The organism is Bacillus sp. YP1 (assembly GCF_000877815.1).
GTDB lineage: Bacteria > Bacillota > Bacilli > Bacillales > Bacillaceae > Bacillus > Bacillus subtilis.
This window is the reverse complement of record NZ_CP010014.1, coordinates 3132289-3155653: the sequence shown is the minus strand read 5'-3', so window position 1 is coordinate 3155653 and position 23365 is coordinate 3132289. Positions and strand designations below refer to the sequence as shown.

Below are 23365 nucleotides of genomic sequence, written 5' to 3'. Positions count from 1 at the left end.
CCCTATAGATGCGAACGTTAGCCCTTTAACCGATCATCATCTTCCCATTGTTTTTAAAAAGGATTTGACTTCATGGACAGACAAGCCGATTTCTCTTGCCTCCGCCATCAGCGCTTTCCATTCTTCTATATTGGATTCCGTCAGTTTGCGGTTGCGGTAAGAGGCAGTTTCAGGCTGTTCTTTCTTGAGTCTGTTCGTAAAAGTGAACAATTCTTCCTTTTCCATCCCGGCTTGTACGGCTTGCACTAAATGTACGCGCCATTCTTCTTCACCGCCGCTGATTTTTTCATACATCATTGTTTCTGCGTCAAATAATTCTGTTAATTCAACTTCCAGTGTGGCAGAAACCTTTTTTAAAAATTGAACGGACGGATTCGTGTGAACGCCTCTTTCAATCTTGCTTAAATAGGATTTGGATACGCCTGACTCAACAGCCAGCTGATTAATAGAATAGCCTTTTCTTTTACGGTACAAACGGATAATTCTTCCAATCATAATATGAAATTCTCCTCTATTCCTGTCGTTATTTCGTTCATTATAAGGAATTTTTCGTTCTTTATAAAATTTAAAATAATAAGGGAAGTGCAGTAAATTAGAGGAAAATCATGATTTTGTTCTCTAAAGAGAACTTATTGGCTTATTTTGCAATTTTTAAATAATAACGTTTTCTTTTATAATCCAATCATTAACAGAAAGGGGCGCGGGAAGCCAGCCGCGGGAAGGCTGAAGGCTATGAATACATGAATGAGAATATGAGTTTCAAAGAATTATATGCGATTGTCAGACACAGATTCGTGCTGATTCTGCTCATCACAATCGGCGTCACCCTTATGATGGGTTTTGTGCAATTTAAGGTCATTTCACCGACCTACCAGGCGTCGACACAGGTGCTGGTTCATGAATCAGACGGTGAAGAAAACTCGAATCTCAGTGACATCCAGCGAAATCTTCAGTATAGCAGCACGTTCCAATCGATTATGAAAAGCACTGCCTTGATGGAAGAAGTTAAGGCGGAATTGCACCTATCTGAATCGGCTTCCTCGCTGAAAGGAAAAGTAATCACCAGCAGTGAAAATGAATCAGAAATTATCAACGTTGCCGTCCAGGATCACGATCCGGCGAAAGCGGCTGAGATTGCGAACACGTTAGTGAACAAGTTTGAAAAAGAAGTAGATGAAAGAATGAATGTACAAGGCGTACATATATTATCAGAGGCGAAGGCTTCTGAAAGCCCGATGATCAAGCCGGCCAGGCTGCGAAATATGGTCATGGCTTTTGGCGCTGCTGTCATGGGCGGCATTACACTGGCATTTTTTCTGCATTTTCTCGATGATACGTGCAAAAGCGCACGGCAGCTCAGCGAGAGAACCGGATTGCCATGCTTAGGCTCCGTTCCTGATGTCCACAAAGGGCGGAATCGCGGATAAAACATTTCGGGGAGTGAAGCGAGTGATCTTTAGAAAAAAGAAAGCAAGGCGAGGTTTGGCTCAAATATCTGTTTTACACAATAAATCAGTTGTTGCGGAACAATATCGCACCATTCGGACAAACATTGAGTTCTCATCTGTCCAGACCAACTTGCGATCTATCCTCGTCACCTCCTCTGTGCCTGGTGAAGGTAAATCGTTCAGTGCAGCGAATCTTGCGGCTGTCTTTGCGCAGCAGCAGGAAAAGAAAGTACTGCTGGTGGATGCCGATTTAAGAAAGCCGACCATCAATCAGACGTTTCAGGTTGATAATGTAACCGGGCTGACAAATGTGCTGGTCGGTAATGCTTCACTCAGTGAGACGGTGCAAAAGACGCCGATCGATAACTTATATGTATTGACAAGCGGGCCGACCCCGCCAAACCCGGCAGAACTGCTGTCTTCAAAAGCAATGGGAGATTTAATATCTGAGATCTATGAACAATTCAGCCTCGTCATCTTTGATTCCCCTCCGCTTTTGGCTGTTGCAGATGCTCAGATTCTAGCAAATCAAACAGACGGCAGCGTGCTCGTCGTTTTAAGCGGAAAAACAAAAACCGATACCGTTCTGAAAGCAAAGGATGCACTGGAACAATCCAATGCGAAGCTGTTAGGCGCTCTTTTAAACAAAAAGAAAATGAAAAAATCGGAACACTATTCCTACTAGTTTTTGTAAAGGTGATGTCTCCTGACCTGTATCAATGGAGGCACTCGGCTCTGCTGTGGGCAGCTGAAGTTGCTGCCTTAGATGCTGGTCGTCGCTGGCGGGGCGTGAGGATGGGTTAAATGCCCACTTATCTGATATATACATAGGACGTATTGTCGGTTTAGCTGCTGCTGATTTTTTGGAGAGACGAAAACCGCCGCAGCTAAACCGATAAAAGAATTAGGGGGGAAAAGGTTGAGTTACCGGAGAAGACTGTCAATGATTATTGCGCTGGATACTTACCTCGTTTTAAATTCAGTTATTGCAGGATATCAATTTTTAAAAGATTCCTATCAATTTTATGACTCCGGAGCATTACTGCTTACCGCTGTCAGCTTGCTCCTCAGCTATCATGTGTGTGCTTTCCTGTTCAATCAGTATAAACAGGTGTGGACATACACCGGGCTTGGCGAGCTGATTGTCCTGCTTAAGGGCATTACGCTTTCAGCCGCTGTGACCGGCGTCATTCAGTATGCTGTGTATCACACGATGTTCTTCCGACTGTTAACCGCGTGTTGGGTGCTTCAGCTTTTGTCTATTGGAGGGACCCGTATTTTATCCAGAGTATTAAACGAAAGCATCAGGAAAAAACGCTGCGCCTCGTCCCGCGCGCTGATTATCGGGGCGGGCTCAGGTGGGACTCTGATGGTCAGGCAGCTGCTTTCGAAAGATGAACCAGATATCATACCTGTCGCTTTTATTGATGACGACCAAACGAAGCATAAATTAGAAATTATGGGGCTGCCCGTAATCGGCGGAAAAGAAAGTATCATGCCTGCGGTGCAAAAGCTCAAAATTAATTTTATTATTATTGCCATTCCTTCACTCCGCACCCATGAGCTTCAGGTGTTATATAAAGAATGTGTGCGAACCGGAGTAAGCATTAAAATTATGCCTCATTTTGATGAAATGCTGCTTGGCACACGAACTGCCGGACAAATTAGAGATGTAAAAGCTGAGGACTTGCTCGGCAGAAAGCCGGTAACCCTCGACACTAGCGAAATTTCGAATCGCATCAAAGGAAAAACAGTTCTCGTCACGGGAGCGGGCGGATCAATCGGCTCAGAAATCTGCCGGCAGATCAGTGCGTTTCAGCCTAAGGAAATTATTCTGCTCGGCCATGGGGAAAACAGCATTCATTCAATTTATACAGAGCTGAACGGACGATTCGGCAAACACATTGTGTTCCATACGGAAATCGCTGATGTGCAGGACCGCGATAAAATGTTTACATTGATGAAAAAATACGAGCCGCATGTTGTCTATCATGCAGCTGCCCATAAGCATGTGCCTTTAATGGAACATAATCCTGAAGAGGCGGTCAAAAACAATATTATCGGAACAAAAAATGTCGCGGAAGCAGCCGATATGTCGGGAACAGAGACATTCGTGCTGATTTCATCGGACAAAGCGGTGAACCCAGCCAACGTAATGGGGGCGACAAAACGATTCGCAGAGATGATTATTATGAATCTTGGGAAAGTCAGCAGAACCAAATTTGTCGCTGTTCGCTTCGGCAATGTACTCGGGAGCCGAGGCAGCGTCATTCCGATTTTCAAAAAACAGATTGAAAAAGGCGGCCCGGTGACAGTAACACATCCGGCAATGACCCGCTATTTCATGACGATTCCCGAGGCATCAAGGCTTGTGATTCAGGCTGGGGCACTGGCGAAAGGGCGTCAGATTTTCGTTCTCGATATGGGAGAGCCCGTAAAGATTGTAGATCTTGCCAAAAACCTCATTCATTTGTCCGGCTACACGACAGAGCAGGTTCCAATCGAATTCACAGGCATTCGTCCGGGCGAAAAAATGTATGAAGAATTACTGAACAAAAATGAAGTCCATGCTGAACAAATCTTTCCGAAAATTCACATCGGTAAAGCGGTGGACGGTGATTGGCCGGTGCTGATGCGCTTTATCGAGGATTTTCATGAGCTGTCGGAAGCCGACCTGAGAGCGAGGCTGTTTGCGGCAATCAATACATCAGACAAAATGACGGCTGCCAGTGTTCATTAGGGGGAGTGAAAATGACGAAAAAGATCTTGTTTTGCGCGACTGTTGATTATCATTTTAAGGCCTTTCACCTCCCTTATTTTAAATGGTTTAAACAAAGGGGCTGGGAGGTTCATGTCGCCGCGAACGGACAAACCAAGCTGCCGTATGTAGATGAGAAATTCTCCATCCCGATTCGCAGGTCACCTTTTGACCCTCAGAACCTGGCCGTTTATAGGCAGTTGAAGAAAGTGATCGACACTTATGAATACGACATTGTCCATTGCCATACACCGGTCGGCGGCGTTCTCGCCAGACTGGCGGCGAGGCAGGCACGGCGGCACGGAACAAAGGTGCTGTATACAGCGCACGGATTTCACTTCTGCAAAGGAGCACCAATGAAAAATTGGCTTCTTTACTATCCGGTCGAGAAATGGCTTTCAGCATATACGGACTGCCTGATTACGATTAATGAAGAGGATTATAAACGGGCGAAAGGACTTCAAAGGCCGGGCGGAAGGACGCAGAAAATTCACGGCATTGGCGTCAACACCGAGCGTTTCCGGCCTGTCAGTCCGATAGAGCAGCAAAGACTCAGAGAAAAGCACGGGTTCCGTGAAGATGATTTTATATTGGTTTATCCGGCTGAGCTCAATCTGAACAAAAACCAGAAGCAGTTAATTGAAGCCGCAGCCTTGCTAAAAGAAAAAATCCCCTCGCTCCGCCTTGTGTTTGCCGGGGAAGGGGCAATGGAACAAACGTATCAAATGTTAGCTGAAAAGCTTGGTGCCTCCGCCAATGTCTGTTTTTACGGCTTTTGCAGCGACATACATGAGCTGATTCAGCTTGCGGATGTATCTGTCGCATCCAGCATTAGAGAGGGCCTCGGCATGAATGTGCTTGAGGGAATGGCGGCAGAAAAACCGGCGATCGCCACAGATAATCGCGGGCATCGGGAAATCATTCGCGACGGAGAAAACGGTTTTCTGATCAAAATCGGTGACAGTGCTGCTTTTGCCCGCCGGATTGAACAGCTTTACCATAAGCCGGAGATCTGCCGAAAGCTGGGACAGGAAGGCCGAAAAACAGCCTTGCGCTTCTCGGAGGCGCGAACGGTGGAAGAAATGGCAGATATTTATTCCGCGTACATGGATATGGATACAAAGGAGAAAAGCGTATGAACTCAGGACCGAAAGTTTCTGTCATTATGGGCATTTATAATTGCGAACGCACTTTGGCAGAAAGCATAGAATCCATTCTCAGCCAATCCTATAAAAATTGGGAGCTGATTTTGTGCGATGATGCGTCAACAGACGGCACGCTCCGTATCGCGAAGCAGTATGCCGCTCATTACAGCGACCGCATCAAACTGATTCAAAACAAAACAAATAAGCGGCTTGCCGCATCATTAAATCATTGTCTTTCGCATGCGACAGGCGATTATATCGCACGTCAGGACGGAGATGACCTTTCGTTTCCGCGCCGTCTGGAAAAGCAGGTCGCGTTTTTAGAAAAGCACCGACACTATCAGGTGGTTGGCACCGGCATGCTTGTGTTTGATGAATTTGGCGTAAGAGGCACCCGCATTCTGCCTTCTGTTCCGGAGCCGGGCATCATGGCAAAAGGGACTCCATTTTGCCACGGCACGATTATGATGAGAGCGAGTGCCTACCGCACGCTGAAAGGCTACCGGTCGGTGCGGCGGACGAGACGAATGGAAGATATTGATTTGTGGCTTCGCTTTTTTGAAGAGGGCTTCAGGGGCTATAATCTTCAGGAAGCCTTGTATAAAGTGAGGGAAGACAGCGATGCATTCAAACGGCGGTCATTTACGTATTCAATCGACAATGCCATTCTTGTCTATCAGGCGTGCAGACGCTTGAAGCTTCCTTTATCTGATTACATATATATCGCAAAACCGTTAATTCGCGCCTTTATGCCTGCAGCTGTGATGAATCGCTACCATAAAAAAAGAGTGATGAACCAAAAGGAAGGGCTTGTCAAGCATGAATAGCAGCCAAAAGCGCGTGCTCCATGTTCTCAGCGGCATGAACAGGGGCGGCGCGGAAACCATGGTAATGAATTTATATCGGAAGATGGACAAAAGCAAAGTGCAATTTGATTTTTTAACGTATCGAAATGATCCGTGCGCTTATGATGAAGAGATTTTATCTTTAGGCGGGCGGCTTTTTTATGTCCCGAGCATTGGGCAAAGCAATCCCCTTACATTTGTGAGGAATGTGAGAAACGTGATAAAAGAAAATGGGCCGTTCAGCGCCGTTCATGCGCACACGGATTTCCAAACGGGTTTTATCGCCCTTGCGGCAAGGCTCGCCGGAGTGCCGGTCAGGGTATGCCACTCCCACAATACGTCTTGGAAGACCGGCTTCAACTGGAAGGATCGATTGCAGCTGCTCGTGTTCAGGCGGCTCATTTTGGCAAATGCGACAGCGCTGTGTGCCTGCGGAGAGGATGCGGGCAGGTTTTTATTTGGACAGTCCAATATGGAGCGGGAGCGTGTTCACCTTCTTCCTAACGGGATTGACCTTGAGTTGTTCGCCCCAAATGGGCAGGCGGCTGATGAAGAAAAAGCAGCACGCGGCATTGCAGCCGACCGGCTCATCATTGGCCATGTGGCCCGGTTTCATGAAGTGAAAAACCACGCGTTCCTGTTGAAGCTTGCCGCACATCTCAAGGAAAGAGGCGTTCGCTTTCAGCTCGTTCTGGCGGGAGACGGGCCGTTGCGCGGGGAGATAGAGGAGGAGGCGCGGCAGCAGAATTTGCTATCAGACGTCCTCTTTTTAGGCACGGAAGAACGGATCCATGAACTGATGCGAACATTCGATGTATTTGTCATGCCGTCTCTGTACGAAGGCTTGCCGGTTGTGCTTGTGGAAGCGCAGGCGTCGGGGCTTCCATGCATCATTTCAGACAGCATTACAGAAAAAGTCGACGCCGGTCTCGGGCTTGTCACAAGATTAAGTCTTTCTGAGCCGATCAGCGTCTGGGCTGAAACCATTGCAAGGGCCGCCGCCGCAGGCAGGCCGAAGCGTGAGTTCATCAAAGAAACACTCGCTCAACTTGGCTACGATGCACAGCAAAATGTAGGAGCGCTGCTGAATGTATACAACATCAGCACGGAAAAGGACCATAACCGATGATTGTATATGCCGTCAATATGGGGATTGTATTTATTTGGTCTTGGTTCGCTAAAATGTGCGGCGGCCGTGACGATTCGCTTGCCACGGGGTATCGGCCGAATAAGCTTTTGATCTGGATTCCGCTCGCTTCACTTGTGCTCGTGTCAGGTCTCCGTTATCGAGTCGGCACGGATTTTCAGACGTATACGCTGCTGTACGAATTGGCGGGCGATTATCAAAATGTGTGGCAGATATTCGGTTTCGGCACAGCAAAAACAGCGACAGATCCGGGGTTTACCGCACTCCTTTGGCTGATGAATTTCATCACGGAAGATCCTCAAATCATGTATTTTACGGTGGCGGTCGTGACCTACAGCTTTATTATGAAGACACTCGCCGACTATGGCAGGCCGTTTGAGCTGAGTGTCTTTTTATTTTTGGGAACCTTTCATTACTACGCGTCTTTTAACGGCATCAGGCAATACATGGTCGCAGCTGTTTTGTTTTGGGCGATCCGTTATATCATTAGCGGGAACTGGAAGCGATATTTCCTGATTGTGCTGGTCAGCTCGCTCTTTCATTCGTCCGCGCTGATTATGATTCCGGTGTACTTTATTGTCAGAAGAAAAGCCTGGTCTCCGGCGATATTCGGCCTATCCGCTTTATTTCTCGGCATGACATTTTTATATCAAAAATTTATTTCTGTGTTTGTCGTTGTACTTGAAAACAGCTCATACAGCCATTATGAAAAATGGCTCATGACGAACACAAATGGAATGAATGTGATCAAAATCGCTGTTTTGGTTCTGCCGCTGTTCCTTGCATTTTGCTATAAAGAACGACTGCGGAGTCTGTGGCCGCAAATCGATATTGTAGTCAATTTGTGCCTACTTGGTTTTTTGTTCGGCCTTTTGGCCACAAAGGACGTGATTTTTGCCAGATTCAATATTTATTTCGGTCTGTATCAAATGATCTTAGTCCCTTATTTCGTCAGGATATTTGATGAAAAATCGAACGCTCTTATCTATATCGCTATCGTTGTTTGTTATTTTCTTTACAGTTATTTGCTTATGCCGGTCGATTCATCGGTTCTGCCTTACAGAACGATTTTTTCCCGGTAATTTATGCACGAGGAGCCGGTCATTATGGAAACACCTGCGGTTAGTCTGTTAGTCGCTGTTTATAACACAGAAACATATATCAGAACGTGTCTCGAATCACTGCGGAACCAGACAATGGACAATATTGAAATCATCATTGTCAATGACGGTTCAGCTGACGCCAGCCCGGATATCGCAGAAGAATACGCCAAAATGGACAACAGGTTCAAGGTGATTCATCAGGAAAACCAGGGACTCGGTGCGGTTCGGAATAAAGGCATTGAAGCTGCACGCGGCGAATTTATCGCGTTTATCGATTCAGACGATTGGATTGAGCCTGATTATTGCGAGCAGATGCTCCGGGCAGCAGGCGATAAAACTGATCTGGTCATTTGCAATTACGCCGCAGAGTTTGAGGACACTGGCAAAACCATGGACTCAGACATTGCCCAAACCTATCAGGATCAGCCGAAGGAGCACTATATCAAGGCGTTATTCGAAGGGAAGGTCAGAGGGTTTTCATGGAACAAACTGTACAGAAGAAGCATGATTGAAGCCCATCGGCTGTCGTTTCCGCTCCGAGGCGAGCTGGAGCATGTCGAGGATCAGTTTTTCAGCTTCAGGGCTCACTTTTTCGCCCGCTCAGTATCCTACGTAAAAACGCCGCTCTATCATTATCGAATTCACCTTTCCTCCATTGTGCAGCGCTATCAGAAAAAATTGTTTGAATCAGGACTTGCGCTGTATGAGGCGAATGCGGCGTTTTTACAGGAGAACAACAAACTGGAGGAGTATCGCAAGGAGCTTGATACCTTTATCGTTCTTCACAGCAGCATCTGTATGCTGAATGAATGGAAAACGAGCGGCAGCCGCCGGCTGTTTGAAAAGCTTAGAAATGTTGGCGTGATATGCGCGGACCCGGTGTTTCAAGAAAGTCTTTCAAAAACGGGTACCGCTCCTTTTGACGCAAAACGGTCATGCCTGCTTCTGATGGCGAAATACAGAATGATTCCGTTCGTCGCTATGGCATCGGCTGTGTATCAGCGGGTGATCGAGTACAAAATGAGAAACAGAGGGTGAGGACATGTCGTTACAATCGTTGAAAATCAATTTTGCAGAATGGCTGCTGCTAAAGGTCAAATACCCGTCCCAATATTGGCTGGGAGCGGCAGATCAACCGATAAAGGCCGCAGCACATCAGAAAAAAATCATACTGACCCTGCTGCCGTCCCATGACAATTTGGGAGATCACGCAATTGCTTATGCCAGCAAGGCATTTCTTGAGCAAGAATACCCGGACTTTGACATCGTCGAGGTCGATATGAAGGACATTTACAAATCAGCAAAAAGCCTGATCCGCTCGCGCCATCCGGAGGATATGGTCTTTATCATCGGCGGAGGAAATATGGGGGATTTATACCGTTATGAGGAGTGGACGCGCCGCTTCATCATTAAAACATTCCATGACTATCGGGTTGTCCAGCTTCCGGCAACGGCTCATTTTTCTGACACGAAAAAGGGGCGCAAAGAGCTGAAACGGGCACAGAAAATTTATAATGCGCACCCCGGCCTATTGCTCATGGCACGGGATGAAACAACGTATCAATTTATGAAACAGCATTTTCATGAAAAAACAATTTTGAAGCAGCCGGACATGGTGCTGTATTTAGACAGAAGCAAGCCCCCCGCAGAACGCGAAGGGGTTTATATGTGTTTGCGCGAGGATCAGGAAAGCGTGCTTCAGGAGGACCAGAGGAACCGGGTCAAGGCTGCGCTATTTGAGGAATTCGGCGAGATCAAATCCTTTACGACAACGATCGGCCGCCGGGTCAGCCGGGATACACGCGAACAAGAACTTGAAGCACTGTGGTCTAAGCTGCAAAGCGCAGAAGCCGTCGTCACTGACAGGCTTCATGGCATGATTTTTTGCGCGCTGACAGGAACGCCGTGTGTTGTCATTCGCTCCTTTGACCATAAGGTGATGGAGGGCTATCAATGGCTTAAAGACATCCCGTTCATGAAGCTGATAGAACATCCGGAGCCAGAGCGCGTAATAGCCGCAGTCAATGAGCTTTTAACAAAAGAAACAACCCGTGCAGGCTTTCCGAGAGATGTGTATTTTAAAGGTCTGCGTGACAAAATCAGCGGTGAAGCGCAATGACCCCGCTCGTCAGCATTATTGTCCCGATGTATAATGTTGAACCATTTATAGGGGAGTGCATTGACTCTTTGCTTTGCCAAACGCTTTCGGATATTGAAATCATCCTCGTGAATGACGGAACACCGGATCGTTCAGGCGAGATTGCAGAGGACTATGCAAAACGGGATGCGAGAATCCGGGTCATTCATCAGGCAAACGGCGGGCTTAGTTCAGCGCGAAATACGGGAATAAAGGCCGCGCGGGGCACTTACATCGGCTTTGTAGACGGAGACGATTATGTATCATCCGCCATGTTCCAGAGGCTGACTGAAGAAGCGGAGCAAAATCAGCTTGACATCGTCGGATGCGGTTTTTACAAGCAGTCATCGGACAGGCGGACATATGTGCCACCGCAGCTTGAGGCAAACCGCGTGCTGACGAAACCAGAAATGACTGAACAGCTTAAACATGCTCACGAAACGAGATTTATCTGGTATGTATGGCGTTATCTTTACCGTCGTGAGCTTTTTGAAAGGGCGAATCTGTTGTTTGATGAAGACATCCGTTTTGCTGAAGACTCTCCCTTCAATTTGTCCGCTTTTTGCGAAGCGGAGCGGGTGAAAATGCTTGATGAAGGATTGTACATTTATCGTGAAAACCCGAACAGCCTGACAGAAATTCCTTATAAGCCGGCGATGGATGAACATCTTCAAAAACAATATCAGGCTAAAATCGCATTCTACAATCACTATGGCTTAGCAGGCGCATGTAAAGAAGATTTGAATGTGTACATTTGCAGGCATCAGCTTCCGATGCTTTTGGCAAATGCCTGTGCTTCTCCGAATTCGCCGAAAGACATCAAAAAGAAGATCAGACAGATTTTATCCTATGACATGGTGCGGCAGGCTGTCAGACATACACCGTTTCAGCATGAGAAATTATTAAGAGGAGAGCGCTTGGTATTAGCACTGTGTAAATGGCGGCTCACTTTTCTCATCAAGCTGTTTTTCGAGCAGCGGGGGACAATGAAAGGCAGTGCGAAGCAGGCATGAAATTCACGATAAATTTCAGCGCTAATCTCACGGCTTTTCTCTTGTCCGTTTTCCTATCGGTTTGGATGACGCCTTTTATTGTCAAAACGCTTGGTGTGGAAGCGTTTGGCTTTGTTCACTTGACACAAAATGTGATTAATTACTTTTCGGTTATCACCGTGGCGCTCAGCTCGGTTGTTGTTCGGTTCTTTTCTGTTGCTGCCCACAGGGGAGAGCGGGAGAAAGCAAATGCGTATATCAGCAATTATTTAGCGGCCTCTGTTTTGATTTCATTGCTGCTCTTGCTGCCGCTTGCGGGTTCGGCTTTTTTTATTGACCGCGTCATGAATGTGCCGCAAGCGCTTTTGGCAGATGTGCGTTTGTCGATTTTAATCGGCAGTGTGCTGTTTATTTTAACGTTTCTGATGGCGGGTTTCGGTGCTGCACCATTTTATGCCAACCGCCTTTATATCACCAGTTCCATTCAGGCGGTGCAAATGCTTATTCGGGTGCTGTCTGTGCTGCTCCTGTTTGCATGCTTTGCGCCGAAAATCTGGCAGATCCAGCTTGCAGCTTTAGCTGGTGCTGTCATGGCGTCTGTGCTGTCTTTCTATTTCTTCAAAAAGCTGATTCCGTGGTTTTCGTTTCGTATGAAGGATCTTTCATTCCGCACTAGCAAGGAGCTATTTCAAGCTGGCGCATGGAGCTCCGTCAATCAAATCGGCGTCCTGCTTTTTTTGCAGATTGATCTGTTAACCGCCAATTTGATGCTTGGGGCGTCCGCATCTGGGAAATACGCGGCAATTATCCAGTTTCCGCTGCTTTTGCGCAGCTTGGCCGGAACGGTCGCATCCCTGTTTGCGCCTATCATGACTTCATATTATTCAAAAGGCGATATGGACGGATTGATGAATTATGCCAATAAGGCAGTGAGGCTCAATGGTCTTTTGCTTGCACTTCCTGCTGCCTTATTGGGCGGATTGGCGGGACCTTTTTTGACAATCTGGCTCGGACCGTCCTTTTCGTCGATAGCACCGCTTTTATTTATTCATGCCGGATACTTGGTTGTCAGCCTCGCCTTTATGCCGCTGTTTTATATATGGACCGCTTTTAATCAACAAAAAACACCGGCGATTGTTACCCTGCTGTTAGGTGCGGTGAATGTGGTGCTGGCGGTCACGCTGAGCGGGCCGGCTCATCTCGGTCTGTACGGCATAACATTGGCAGGGGCCATTTCTCTTATTTTAAAAAATGCCATCTTTACGCCGCTTTACGTATCCCGCATTACAGGCTACAAAAAGCACGTGTTCTTTAAAGGCATCATCGGGCCTCTTTCAGCCGCTGTGTTTGCCTGGACGGTCTGTAAGGCAATTCAGTTCATTGTGAAGATTGACAGCTGGCCGTCATTGATAGCGACGGGAGTGACAGTCAGCTTTTTCTACGCTGTTTTCGCTTTTATGCTCGTTTGTACAAAAGAGGAAAGACAGCTGGTATTAAAACGGTTTCGAAAAACGAAAGGAGCTGTGAATCTTTGATCCTGAAACGACTTTTTGATCTGACGGCCGCCATTTTTTTGTTGTGCTGTACAAGTGTGATCATTCTGTTCACCATCGCCGTTGTCAGGCTGAAAATAGGATCACCTGTCTTCTTTAAGCAAGTAAGGCCAGGCCTGCACGGCAAACCGTTCACCCTATATAAGTTCCGGACAATGACGGATGAACGGGACGGTGAGGGAAATCTGCTGCCTGATGAAGTCCGGCTGACGAAAACGGGCAGGCTGATCAGAAAGCTGAGCATTGATGAGCTTCCGCAGCTCCTGAATGTCCTGAAGGGCGATCTGAGCCTTGTCGGGCCGCGGCCGCTTTTGATGGACTATCTGCCTCTTTATACAGAAAAACAGGCACGGCGCCATGAGGTGAAGCCGGGTATCACAGGCTGGGCGCAAATCAATGGCAGAAACGCGATTTCCTGGGAAAAGAAATTTGAATTAGATGTTTGGTACGTTGACAACCGGTCATTTTTTCTCGATTTGAAAATTTTATGTTTGACGGTGCGAAAGGTCCTTGTTTCAGAAGGGATTCAGCAAACCAATCATGTGACCGCGGAACGGTTTACCGGAAGCGGAGATGTGTCCTCATGAAAAACGTGGCCATTGTGGGTGACGGCGGACACGGAAAGGTGATCAGAGAGCTGATAAACGCCCGCTCAGATACGCGCTTAGCCGCGGTGCTGGATGATAAATTCAAAACGTTCGAAGGCGGAAAAGAATGGTACACAGGACCGCCGGAAGCCGTTAATGAACTACGCAGGCTCATTCCTGATGTGCTGTTTCTGATTGCTGTTGGGAATAACAGTGTCAGAAAACAGCTGGCGGAGCGACTGGGACTGAGGAAAGATGATTTTATTACATTGATTCACCCGTCAGCCATCGTCAGCAGGTCGGCTGTCATTGGGGAAGGGACAGTAATTATGGCGGGCGCGATCATTCAGGCGGATGCGCGCATCGGCGCCCACTGCATCATCAATACGGGTGCAGTGGCAGAGCACGACAATCAAATCAGCGATTACGTTCATCTTTCCCCGCGTGCCACGCTGTCAGGAGCGGTTTCCGTTCAGGAAGGCGCTCACGTCGGAACCGGTGCATCCGTCATACCGCAGATCACAATCGGGGCTTGGAGCATTGTCGGAGCCGGCTCCGCGGTGATCCGTCCCATACCTGACAGGGTAACGGCGGCCGGTGCTCCGGCACGCATCATTTCTTCCATTCAAACATCAAACAAAGGATGATTCTATGCATAAAAAAATCTACTTATCTCCCCCTCATATGAGCGGCAGGGAGCAGCACTATATTTCAGAAGCCTTTCGCTCAAACTGGATTGCGCCGCTTGGGCCGCTCGTGAATTCATTTGAAGAACAGCTGGCAGAACGAGTCGGTGTAAAAGCAGCTGCTGCGGTCAGCTCAGGAACGGCGGCGATTCATCTCGCGCTGCGTTTACTTGAGGTAAAAGAAGGTGACAGCGTGTTTTGCCAGTCCTTCACATTTGTAGCAACCGCCAATCCGATTCTATATGAAAAAGCGGTGCCCGTCTTTATTGATTCTGAGCCTGATACGTGGAATATGTCGCCGACAGCCCTTGAAAGAGCATTGGAGGAAGCGAAAAGAAACAGAACACTGCCAAAAGCGGTGATTGCCGTCAATCTATATGGGCAGAGTGCGAAAATGGATGAAATCGTAAGCCTGTGTGATGCATACGGAGTTCCTGTCATTGAGGACGCAGCCGAATCTCTCGGAACAGTCTATAAAGGGAAGCAAAGCGGAACTTTCGGGCGCTTCGGCATTTTTTCATTTAACGGGAACAAAATCATTACCACATCAGGGGGAGGGATGCTCGTTTCAAATGATGAAGCAGCAATGGAAAAAGCAAGATTTCTCGCTTCGCAGGCACGAGAGCCGGCTGTTCATTATCAACACAGTCAAATTGGACATAATTACAGGCTGAGCAATATCTTAGCCGGCGTCGGCATTGCCCAGCTTGATGTGCTGGAAGAGCGAGTGGAGAAAAGAAGGACCATTTTCACGAGATACAAAAATGCGCTCGGTCACATAGACGGCGTCCGCTTTATGCCGGAGTACGCAGCAGGCGTATCCAATCGCTGGCTCACCACGCTCACACTTGATAACGGGCTCAGCCCATATGACGTAGTTCAACGTCTTGCTGAAGAAAACATTGAAGCCCGTCCGCTGTGGAAGCCGCTCCATACCCAGCCGCTGTTCGATCCGGCTTTATTTTATTCTCATGAAGATACAGGAAGCGTATGCGAAGATTTGTTCAAGCGAGGAATCTGTCTCCCATCGGGGTCCAATATGACAGAAGATGAGCAAGACCGGGTCATTGAAGTGCTACTGCACTTATTCCAAACTGCCGAGGTGAAGAAATGGACAGCAAGCATTCGATGATCAGCCTGAAACAGAAACTGTCCGGGCTGCTCGACGTCATTCCGAAACAATCAGAGATTATATATGCTGACTATCCTCTATATGGGAATGTAGGGGATTTATTTATTATGAAAGGAACAGAAGCCTTCTTTAAAGAACACGGGATTCGGGTCAGAAAACGCTGGAATCCTGACAATTTTCCAGTCGGGCGAAAGCTGGATCCTAATCTCATCATCGTCTGCCAGGGAGGCGGAAACTTCGGGGATCTGTATCCGTATTATCAAGGCTTTAGAGAGAAAATCGTCCAAACCTATCCGAACCACAAAATTGTGATCCTGCCGCAATCGATTTATTTTCAAAACAAAGACAACCTCAAACGGACGGCAGAGATATTTTCTAAGCATGCGAACCTTCACATCATGACAAGGGAAAAAGCCTCCTATGCTACGGCACAGGCTTATTTTTCAAAAAATCACATTCAGCTTCTGCCTGATATGGCTCATCAGCTGTTTCCCGTCATTCCCACGCAGCAGCCGTCCAATCAAAAGCTGAGATTTATCCGAACAGATCATGAAGCAAACCAGGCGCTTCAGGAACACACAGAAGCGGAAAGCTACGACTGGCGCACGGTGCTGTCAGCTTCAGACCGCCGGACGATTGCTTTTCTGCAAACGCTGAACGTCCTGAATAAAAAAGCAGGCAACCCTTTGCCCATTGCGTATATATGGGGAAAATACTCGGATTATATCGTCCAAAAAGCCATTCGGTTTTTCAGCCGTTACGAATCGGTGGAAACGTCAAGGCTGCACGGACACATCTTGTCCGCTCTTCTTCAAAAAGAAAACACGGTCATTGATAATTCCTATGGGAAAAACGCCAATTACTTTCATACCTGGATGGAAGGAGTGCCAGGCACCCGGCTCATCCAGCACGCCTCAAAGAAGGAAAACCTTCCTGCTCACATGTGAGCGGAAGGTTTATTTTGATTCTCCACGTTTGACTTTGTTGTATGCTTCATCTAAATGCTGAATCCGTTTCAGGACAACTGCGTTTTTCGTCAGCTGGTCCTGCACTAGTGTTGAAACAACGGAACGGTAGTAGCTGTTCATCGCGTGGATTTTATCCTCAGACTGATTCATTTCAATATGCTGTTTTAAATTCTCAATAAAATAAGGGACGGAAAAAAGTTCAGACATTTCTTTGGCAGCTCCTTTTTCATAAATGTATACGGTGTGATCTCAATCATGTACAATGAAGAAAGGGGAGTGAGCATGATGGATATGAAACTTCAGCAAGTACAAGTATTAAAGCCTCAACTGACACAGGAGCTCAGGCAGGCCATCACGCTGCTTGGCTATCATTCGGCAGAACTCGCCGAGTACATTGATGAGCTCTCACTGGAAAACCCTCTTATTGAACGAAAGGAAACAGACACACCGCCACTATCTTACCATAAAACAAACAAAAACAGGATGAATGCACAGGAAGCGGGCCTTCAATTAAGTGATCCGCAAAAAACATTGCAGGATGCGTTAAAACAGCAGTCACTCGATATGAATCTGACCAACACTGAAAAAAAGATTTTTAATTATCTGATTCATTCGCTTGATTCAAACGGGTACTTGGAAGAAGATGTGGAGGAGGCAGCACGGCGCCTATCTGTATCGGCTAAGGAAACGGAGGCTGTTTTGGCAAAACTCCAGTCATTAGAACCGGCTGGAATCGGTGCGAGATCTTTGCAGGAATGCATCCTTCTTCAATTACAGCGGCTGCCGAACAGAAATGAACAAGCGGAAATGCTGATTTCAGCTCATTTTGATGCTTTTGCGCAAAAAAAATGGAAAGCGCTTTCAGTAGAGACGGGAATTCCGCTTCATACCATTCAAGATATCTCAGATGATATCGCGGCTCTTCATCCTAGACCTGGCCTTCTGTTTGCCCGGCCAGAGCAAGATGTGTATATTGAGCCTGACATTTTTATCACCGTAAAAAACGGGCACATTGCAGCGGAACTGAATACCTGCTCGTTTCCCGAGATCGATCTGCATCCGCAGTACAGAACGCTTTTATCATCCGGCTCCTGTCAGGATACTGTCTCCTATTTATCTGCGAAATATCAGGAGTGGCGCTGGCTGAGCCGCGCGCTGCGGCAGCGAAAACAGACAATCACGAGAATTATCAATGAACTGATCACACGCCAAAAGGATTTCTTTCTGAAAGGGCGAAGCGCAATGAAGCCGCTGACTCTCAGAGAGGTGGCGGACTGTCTAAGCCTTCATGAATCAACTGTGAGCCGGGCCATTAAAGGGAAAACAATACAAACGCCTTACGGGCTGTTTGAGATGAAACTCTTTTTCTCAGCAAAAGCCGAGGCTTCAGGAGAGGGAGATGCGTCGAATTATGCAGTCAAAATGCATCTTGAAGACCTGATCAATCAAGAGGACAAAACAAAACCGCTTTCAGATCAAAAGCTTGTCGATTTGCTGTATGAACAACACGGCATCCAAATCTCGAGACGCACCGTGGCAAAATATCGCGATCAAATGAATATTCCGTCATCGGCAGCGAGAAAGCGATATAAATAAAATCCTCCCTAGACGGGAGGATTTTTTTAAGGAATCATCCAGCTGAATACGTGATGCTGCAAAAAGGTGATGATACAAACGAGCAGCAGCAAAAACAGACTGTGTTTAATGGTAAAGCGGAAAAGATCTGAATCCTTTCCGGCGAGGCCTACCGCGGCGCATGCCACCGCTATCGACTGCGGTGAAATCATTTTTCCTGTGACACCGCCTGAAGAGTTGGCGGCCACAGACAGAACGGGGTCCATGCCGACTGATAATGCGGTGACTTTCTGCAGGTTGCCGAACAGCAGGTTGGCGGAAGTATCCGAGCCGGTAATGAAGACGCCGAGCCAGCCGAGAACGGGCGCAAAGAAGGTAAACATCGAACCTGTCAGCGCGAGTGTCATCCCGAGTGTCGTGCTCATTCCCGAGGAGTTGGTGACATAGGCAAAACCAACGACAGAAGCAATGGTCAAAATCGGAAGCTTCAATTCTTGGACTGTTTCTTTAAAAACGGTTCCCCAGTCTTTCCATGAAATCGCCGTGATGAACTTTGACAGCACTGCGGCAATCAAAATCGCGGTGCCGGCCGAACCAAGCACCTCCAACTTGTAAACCGCTTCAATCGGTGTACCGTCAGCATTGACAATCTGATTGTTCAAAAAAGGCACACCTGGGGAAAAAGTCAGTTTTTCTCCAACAGCATTCAGCCACTTTAAGAACACCGCAGAGCCTTCATAATGCCCGGTCAGCGCGGATTTGACAGATGGAATGCCCCATACGGAAATCATCGCCGTCAGCAGCAGAAATGGCGACCAAGCCTTAAAAATCTGTCCGCCGCTGTACGCAGGCGCCGCCGGATTTGTGCGCGCCGTTTCAATTGAGGCGGCCGACTCTTGTTCACCGGCAAACCGGAATGTTGTTTTCGGCGTCCACCATCTCAAAAACACAGCAAGCGCAGCCATTGAAACAAGAGCTGACAAAACATCGGGCAGCTCAGGCCCTAAAAAATTGGAACTGAGATATTGAACAACGGCAAAGGAAACACCAGATACGAGAATCGCCGGCCAGATCTCCAAGGCTTTCCTGAACCCGCTCATGATGATGATTAAATAAAGAGGAATAAATACGGATAAAAACGGCAGCTGCCGCCCGACCATTTGCGAAATCTCCATCGCCGGAATCCCTGTCGGCCCTTCTACGGCTGTAATTGGAATCCCAATTGCCCCAAAGGCAACCGGCGCCGTATTGGCGATCAAACAGATCCCCGCAGCATAAAGAGGATTAAAGCCGAGACCGACCAGCAGCGCGGCAGAAATGGCGACCGGCGCTCCGAAGCCTGCTGCCCCTTCTAAAAAAGCCCCGAATGAAAAAGCGATCAAGAGAGCTTGAAGCCGTCGGTCATCAGTAATTGAGAGAACAGAGCTGCGAATGATATCAAACTGTCCCGTTTTCACAGTGATTTTATACAAAAAAACAGACGTCACAATGATCCAGCCGATCGGCAACAATCCGTATACGGCTCCTTGTGTCGCGGACATCAGCGCTTTTTCCGCCGGCATCCGATAAACCAATACAGCAATGATAAGGGCGATCCCCAATGTGGCCAAGCCTGCTGTATACCCCTTCATCCGTTTAATCGCGAGTGCCCAAAAAAAGAAAATAATCGGTACAAGTGCGGCAAGCGCTGATAATAGCAAATTTCCCCCTATAGGCGTATATGCCTGTGTCCATTGCATCCCAAACCCCTCCTTGAAACATAAACTGGCGCCATATGTAAGCGGTTTCTATAGATGATATGATCATCTGATGACTGGGTAATAAGACCAGTTACCTAGCATTATATTTTGAAAAAAATCAAAGTACAAGACTTTTTGACAAAATAGTCAAAATCTTTTGGCGGCCCACAAAACAGAGTATAATAGATCGTAAACAGCCAGACCTACAAGTTACGGGGTGAATTGCATTGAAATACAAACAGATTAAAACAAAAAAAATATATGAAGAAGTAGCGGATGCCCTATTAGATATGATCAAAAACGGCGAATTGAAGCCGGGGGATAAACTGGACTCTGTTCAGGCGCTTGCTGAGAGCTTTCAAGTCAGCCGTTCAGCGGTTCGCGAAGCACTTTCTGCGCTAAAGGCGATGGGGCTTGTCGAAATGAAACAGGGAGAAGGCACGTATCTGAAGGAATTTGAGCTCAATCAAATCTCTCAGCCGCTCTCAGCGGCCCTTCTGATGAAAAAAGAGGACGTCAAGCAGCTGCTCGAGGTCAGAAAACTGCTTGAAATCGGCGTGGCTTCACTAGCGGCTGAAAAAAGGACAGAAGCAGATCTCGAAAGAATTCAGGATGCACTAAAGGAAATGGGCAGCATTGAAGCGGACGGGGAGCTGGGAGAGAAAGCAGACTTCGCATTTCATCTTGCGCTTGCGGACGCTTCTCAAAATGAACTTCTTAAACACTTGATGAATCACGTGTCATCATTGCTGCTGGAAACAATGAGGGAAACGAGGAAAATCTGGCTGTTTTCCAAGAAGACCTCCGTTCAGCGGCTGTATGAGGAGCACGAACGGATTTACAATGCTGTGGCTGCCGGGAACGGTGCAGAGGCGGAAGCCGCCATGCTGGCGCATTTGACGAATGTGGAAGATGTGCTTTCGGGATATTTCGAGGAAAATGTGCAATAACCAACTCATTTCCCGGGCAATTCCGCCGGTTTCGAATGATACGAACAACTGAGACTGAGCCGCAAATGGTTCAGTCTTTTTACATGGCAGCCAGAGGGCTTTGTGCACTTGACATTCGTGAAAAAGAAAGTAAAATATTTTACTAAAACAATGCGAGCTGAATAATGGAGGCAGATACAATGGCGACAATTAAAGATATCGCGCAGGAAGCGGGATTTTCAATCTCAACCGTTTCCCGCGTTTTAAATAACGATGAAAGCCTTTCTGTTCCTGATGAGACACGGGAGAAAATCTATGAAGCGGCGGAGAAGCTCAATTACCGCAAAAAAACAGTAAGGCCGCTGGTGAAACATATTGCGTTTTTATATTGGCTGACAGATAAAGAAGAATTAGAAGATGTCTATTTTAAAACGATGAGATTAGAAGTAGAGAAACTGGCGAAAGCATTCAATGTCGATATGACCACTTATAAAATAGCGGATGGAATCGAGAGCATTCCTGAACATACGGAAGGGTTTATTGCCGTTGGCACATTTTCAGATGAAGAGCTGGCTTTCCTCAGAAATCTCACTGAAAACGGCGTGTTCATCGATTCAACTCCTGATCCCGATCATTTTGACTCGGTAAGGCCCGATTTGGCACAAATGACAAGGAAGACGGTAAACATCCTGACTGAGAAGGGGCATAAGAGCATCGGTTTTATCGGCGGCACATACAAAAATCCGAATACCAATCAGGATGAAATGGACATCCGTGAACAAACCTTCAGATCCTATATGAGGGAAAAAGCCATGCTGGACGAGCGCTATATTTTTTGTCATCGCGGATTCTCGGTAGAAAACGGCTACCGCCTGATGTCAGCAGCGATCGACACATTAGGCGATCAGCTTCCGACTGCTTTTATGATTGCAGCGGACCCGATTGCAGTGGGCTGCCTGCAAGCCCTGAACGAAAAAGGAATTGCCATACCAAACAGGGTAAGCATTGTGAGTATCAACAACATCAGCTTCGCGAAGTATGTCTCGCCTCCTCTGACGACGTTTCATATTGATATACATGAATTATGTAAAAATGCTGTTCAATTACTGCTTGAACAAGTGCAGGACAAGAGAAGAACGGTAAAAACATTATATGTGGGCGCAGAATTAATCGTCAGGAAGAGTATGAATGAAGGATGACTTAGGACACTAAGTCATTTTTTTATTTAGGTAAAAAAATTTACTCTATAAGGTAAAAAGTTTGTTTACACATTTTCTCAGGCGTGCTATATTATCTTTAAAGCGCTTTCATTCCTACCGAAAGGGTGACAATCAATGAAAATGGCAAAAAAGTGTTCCTTATTCATGCTCTGCGCAGCTGTCAGTTTATCCTTGGCGGCTTGCGGCCCAAAGGAAAGCAGCAGCGCCAAATCGAGTTCAAAAGGGTCAGAGCTTGTTGTATGGGAGGATAAAGAAAAGAGCATCGGCATTAAAGACGCCGTTGCTGCGTTTGAAAAAGAGCATGATGTGAAGGTCAAAGTCGTTGAAAAACCGTATGCCAAGCAGATTGAAGATTTGCGAATGGACGGACCGGCCGGCACAGGCCCTGACGTGTTAACAATGCCAGGGGACCAAATCGGAACCGCTGTCACGGAAGGATTACTCAAGGAATTACATGTCAAAAAAGACGTTCAATCACTTTATACTGACGCTTCCATTCAGTCTCAAATGGTAGATCAAAAGCTTTATGGACTGCCAAAAGCGGTCGAAACGACTGTCCTTTTTTACAACAAAGATCTCATCTCCGAAAAGGAATTGCCCAAAACGCTGGAAGAGTGGTACGACTATTCCAAAAAGACTGCTAATGGCAGCAAATTTGGCTTTTTAGCCCTATTCGATCAAATTTATTATGCAGAAAGTGTGATGAGCGGATATGGCGGATACATTTTTGGAAAGGCCAAAGATGGGAGCTATAACCCGTCAGACATTGGAATTAATAATGAAGGAGCTGTCAAAGGTGCGGCGCTGATTCAGAAGTTTTACAAAGATGGCCTGTTCCCGGCTGGCATTATTGGAGAACAAGGGATTAACGTATTGGAATCGCTGTTCACAGAAGGAAAAGCCGCCGCAATTATCTCTGGGCCATGGAATGTAGAAGCTTTTTCGAAAGCAGGAATCAATTATGGCATTACGAAACTGCCGAAGCTGGAAAATGGGAAAAACATGAGCTCCTTTATCGGCGTCAAAAGCTACAACGTTAGTGCATTTTCAAAGAATGAAGAGCTGGCGCAAGAATTAGCCGTTTTCCTGGCAAATGAAAAAAATTCTAAAACACGATATGAAGAAACGAAAGAAGTTCCTGCTGTGAAATCCCTAGCCAATGACCCGGCTATTATGAAAAGCGAGGCGGCACGGGCTGTTACTGAACAATCCCGTTTCTCAGAGCCAACACCAAATATTCCGGAAATGAATGAAATATGGACGCCGGCTGATTCAGCATTACAGACGGTTGCAACAGGGAAGGCAGATCCGAAACAAGCATTGGATCAAGCAGCTGAAACGGCCAAAGGACAAATTAAGGCAAAGCACAGCGGAAAATAAAGAGAAAGCTAGATTTGTATT

21 protein-coding genes and 1 pseudogene are annotated in these 23365 nt (G+C 47.0%); 19 read left to right on the top strand and 3 right to left on the bottom strand.

Annotated features, from left to right (window positions below):
• Window positions 1–36: 36 nt before the first annotated feature.
• The gene (slrR, locus tag QF06_RS15565) at window positions 37–495 is read right to left on the bottom strand and encodes an HTH-type transcriptional regulator SlrR (protein ID WP_014478046.1); all 459 of its coding nucleotides are present in this window, start codon (window positions 493–495) and stop codon (window positions 37–39) included.
• Between the two features lie 245 nt (window positions 496–740).
• Between slrR and QF06_RS15560 the strand changes: the two are divergent.
• The 15 genes and pseudogenes from QF06_RS15560 to QF06_RS15490 all read left to right on the top strand — a co-directional run bounded on the left by QF06_RS15560 (window position 741) and on the right by QF06_RS15490 (window position 16480).
• Window positions 741–1444, top strand: a pseudogene (locus QF06_RS15560) (YveK family protein).
• A gap of 5 nt (window positions 1445–1449) precedes the next feature.
• Entirely contained in the window at window positions 1450–2133 is a 684-nt protein-coding gene (epsB, locus tag QF06_RS15555) for a protein tyrosine kinase EpsB (RefSeq protein ID WP_003228249.1), read from the top strand.
• 234 nt (window positions 2134–2367) lie between these two features.
• Complete coding sequence (locus QF06_RS15550) at window positions 2368–4188, top strand: polysaccharide biosynthesis protein (RefSeq protein ID WP_172861509.1); 1821 nt, start codon at window positions 2368–2370, stop codon at window positions 4186–4188.
• Between the two features lie 11 nt (window positions 4189–4199).
• Complete coding sequence (locus tag QF06_RS15545) at window positions 4200–5345, top strand: glycosyltransferase family 4 protein (RefSeq protein ID WP_032677035.1); 1146 nt, start codon at window positions 4200–4202, stop codon at window positions 5343–5345.
• Window positions 5342–6178, top strand: a complete 837-nt coding sequence (gene epsE / locus QF06_RS15540; RefSeq protein WP_003228255.1) for a glycosyltransferase EpsE — start codon at window positions 5342–5344, stop codon at window positions 6176–6178. Before QF06_RS15545 ends, epsE begins: the two co-directional genes overlap by 4 nt.
• Window positions 6171–7325 (top strand): glycosyltransferase family 1 protein, encoded by a 1155-nt coding sequence (locus QF06_RS15535; RefSeq protein ID WP_041850509.1) that lies wholly within the window; start codon window positions 6171–6173, stop codon window positions 7323–7325. The genes epsE and QF06_RS15535 overlap by 8 nt, the downstream gene beginning before the upstream one ends.
• On the top strand, window positions 7322–8425 hold the full coding sequence (gene epsG, locus QF06_RS15530) for a biofilm exopolysaccharide biosynthesis protein EpsG (RefSeq protein WP_003228259.1): 1104 nt from the start codon (window positions 7322–7324) through the stop codon (window positions 8423–8425). The genes QF06_RS15535 and epsG overlap by 4 nt, the downstream gene beginning before the upstream one ends.
• A gap of 24 nt (window positions 8426–8449) precedes the next feature.
• A complete protein-coding gene (locus QF06_RS15525) occupies window positions 8450–9484 on the top strand; it encodes a glycosyltransferase family 2 protein (protein WP_032677038.1) in 1035 nt (344 codons plus the stop codon).
• Window positions 9485–9488: 4 nt separating this feature from the next.
• Window positions 9489–10565: a polysaccharide pyruvyl transferase family protein gene (locus QF06_RS15520; protein ID WP_038829422.1), complete on the top strand. Its 1077-nt coding sequence runs from the start codon at window positions 9489–9491 to the stop codon at window positions 10563–10565.
• Window positions 10562–11596 (top strand): glycosyltransferase, encoded by a 1035-nt coding sequence (locus QF06_RS15515; RefSeq protein ID WP_041850510.1) that lies wholly within the window; start codon window positions 10562–10564, stop codon window positions 11594–11596. Before QF06_RS15520 ends, QF06_RS15515 begins: the two co-directional genes overlap by 4 nt.
• On the top strand, window positions 11593–13110 hold the full coding sequence (locus tag QF06_RS15510; protein WP_041850511.1) for an MATE family efflux transporter: 1518 nt from the start codon (window positions 11593–11595) through the stop codon (window positions 13108–13110). Before QF06_RS15515 ends, QF06_RS15510 begins: the two co-directional genes overlap by 4 nt.
• Window positions 13107–13715, top strand: coding sequence for a sugar transferase (locus tag QF06_RS15505; RefSeq protein ID WP_015251185.1), 609 nt, complete (start codon window positions 13107–13109; stop codon window positions 13713–13715). Before QF06_RS15510 ends, QF06_RS15505 begins: the two co-directional genes overlap by 4 nt.
• Window positions 13712–14362 (top strand): acetyltransferase, encoded by a 651-nt coding sequence (locus QF06_RS15500; protein ID WP_041850512.1) that lies wholly within the window; start codon window positions 13712–13714, stop codon window positions 14360–14362. The genes QF06_RS15505 and QF06_RS15500 overlap by 4 nt, the downstream gene beginning before the upstream one ends.
• Window positions 14363–14366: 4 nt before the next feature.
• The gene (locus tag QF06_RS15495) at window positions 14367–15533 is read left to right on the top strand and encodes a DegT/DnrJ/EryC1/StrS family aminotransferase (protein ID WP_041850513.1); all 1167 of its coding nucleotides are present in this window, start codon (window positions 14367–14369) and stop codon (window positions 15531–15533) included.
• Window positions 15512–16480, top strand: a complete 969-nt coding sequence (locus QF06_RS15490) for a polysaccharide pyruvyl transferase family protein (protein ID WP_038427926.1) — start codon at window positions 15512–15514, stop codon at window positions 16478–16480. The genes QF06_RS15495 and QF06_RS15490 overlap by 22 nt, the downstream gene beginning before the upstream one ends.
• 9 nt (window positions 16481–16489) lie before the next feature.
• Here QF06_RS15490 and yvfG read toward each other — a convergent pair whose 3' ends face one another.
• A complete protein-coding gene (gene yvfG, locus QF06_RS15485; RefSeq protein ID WP_003219905.1) occupies window positions 16490–16708 on the bottom strand; it encodes a protein YvfG in 219 nt (72 codons plus the stop codon).
• A gap of 78 nt (window positions 16709–16786) precedes the next feature.
• On the opposite strand from yvfG, the gene rpoN reads away from it, so the two are divergent.
• A complete protein-coding gene (rpoN, locus tag QF06_RS15480) occupies window positions 16787–18097 on the top strand; it encodes an RNA polymerase factor sigma-54 (protein ID WP_041850613.1) in 1311 nt (436 codons plus the stop codon).
• Window positions 18098–18123: 26 nt separating this feature from the next.
• Here the strand turns inward: rpoN and lutP are convergent, their stop codons facing one another.
• Window positions 18124–19815 carry an L-lactate permease LutP gene (gene lutP, locus QF06_RS15475; protein WP_041850514.1) on the bottom strand — a complete coding sequence of 564 codons (1692 nt, stop codon included), beginning with the start codon at window positions 19813–19815 and terminating at the stop codon, window positions 18124–18126.
• A gap of 227 nt (window positions 19816–20042) precedes the next feature.
• Here lutP and lutR point away from each other — a divergent pair, with 227 nt between their 5' ends.
• The 3 genes from lutR (at window position 20043) to ganS (ending at window position 23344) form a co-directional block, all read left to right on the top strand.
• Complete coding sequence (gene lutR / locus QF06_RS15470; RefSeq protein WP_029318374.1) at window positions 20043–20765, top strand: L-lactate utilization/bacilysin biosynthesis transcriptional regulator LutR; 723 nt, start codon at window positions 20043–20045, stop codon at window positions 20763–20765.
• 179 nt (window positions 20766–20944) lie between these two features.
• The gene (ganR, locus tag QF06_RS15465; RefSeq protein WP_014480938.1) at window positions 20945–21943 is read left to right on the top strand and encodes a galactan degradation operon transcriptional regulator GanR; all 999 of its coding nucleotides are present in this window, start codon (window positions 20945–20947) and stop codon (window positions 21941–21943) included.
• 135 nt (window positions 21944–22078) lie between these two features.
• On the top strand, window positions 22079–23344 hold the full coding sequence (ganS, locus tag QF06_RS15460; protein WP_041850515.1) for an arabinogalactan oligomer ABC transporter substrate-binding protein GanS: 1266 nt from the start codon (window positions 22079–22081) through the stop codon (window positions 23342–23344).
• The last annotated feature ends 21 nt before the right edge of the window (window positions 23345–23365 follow it).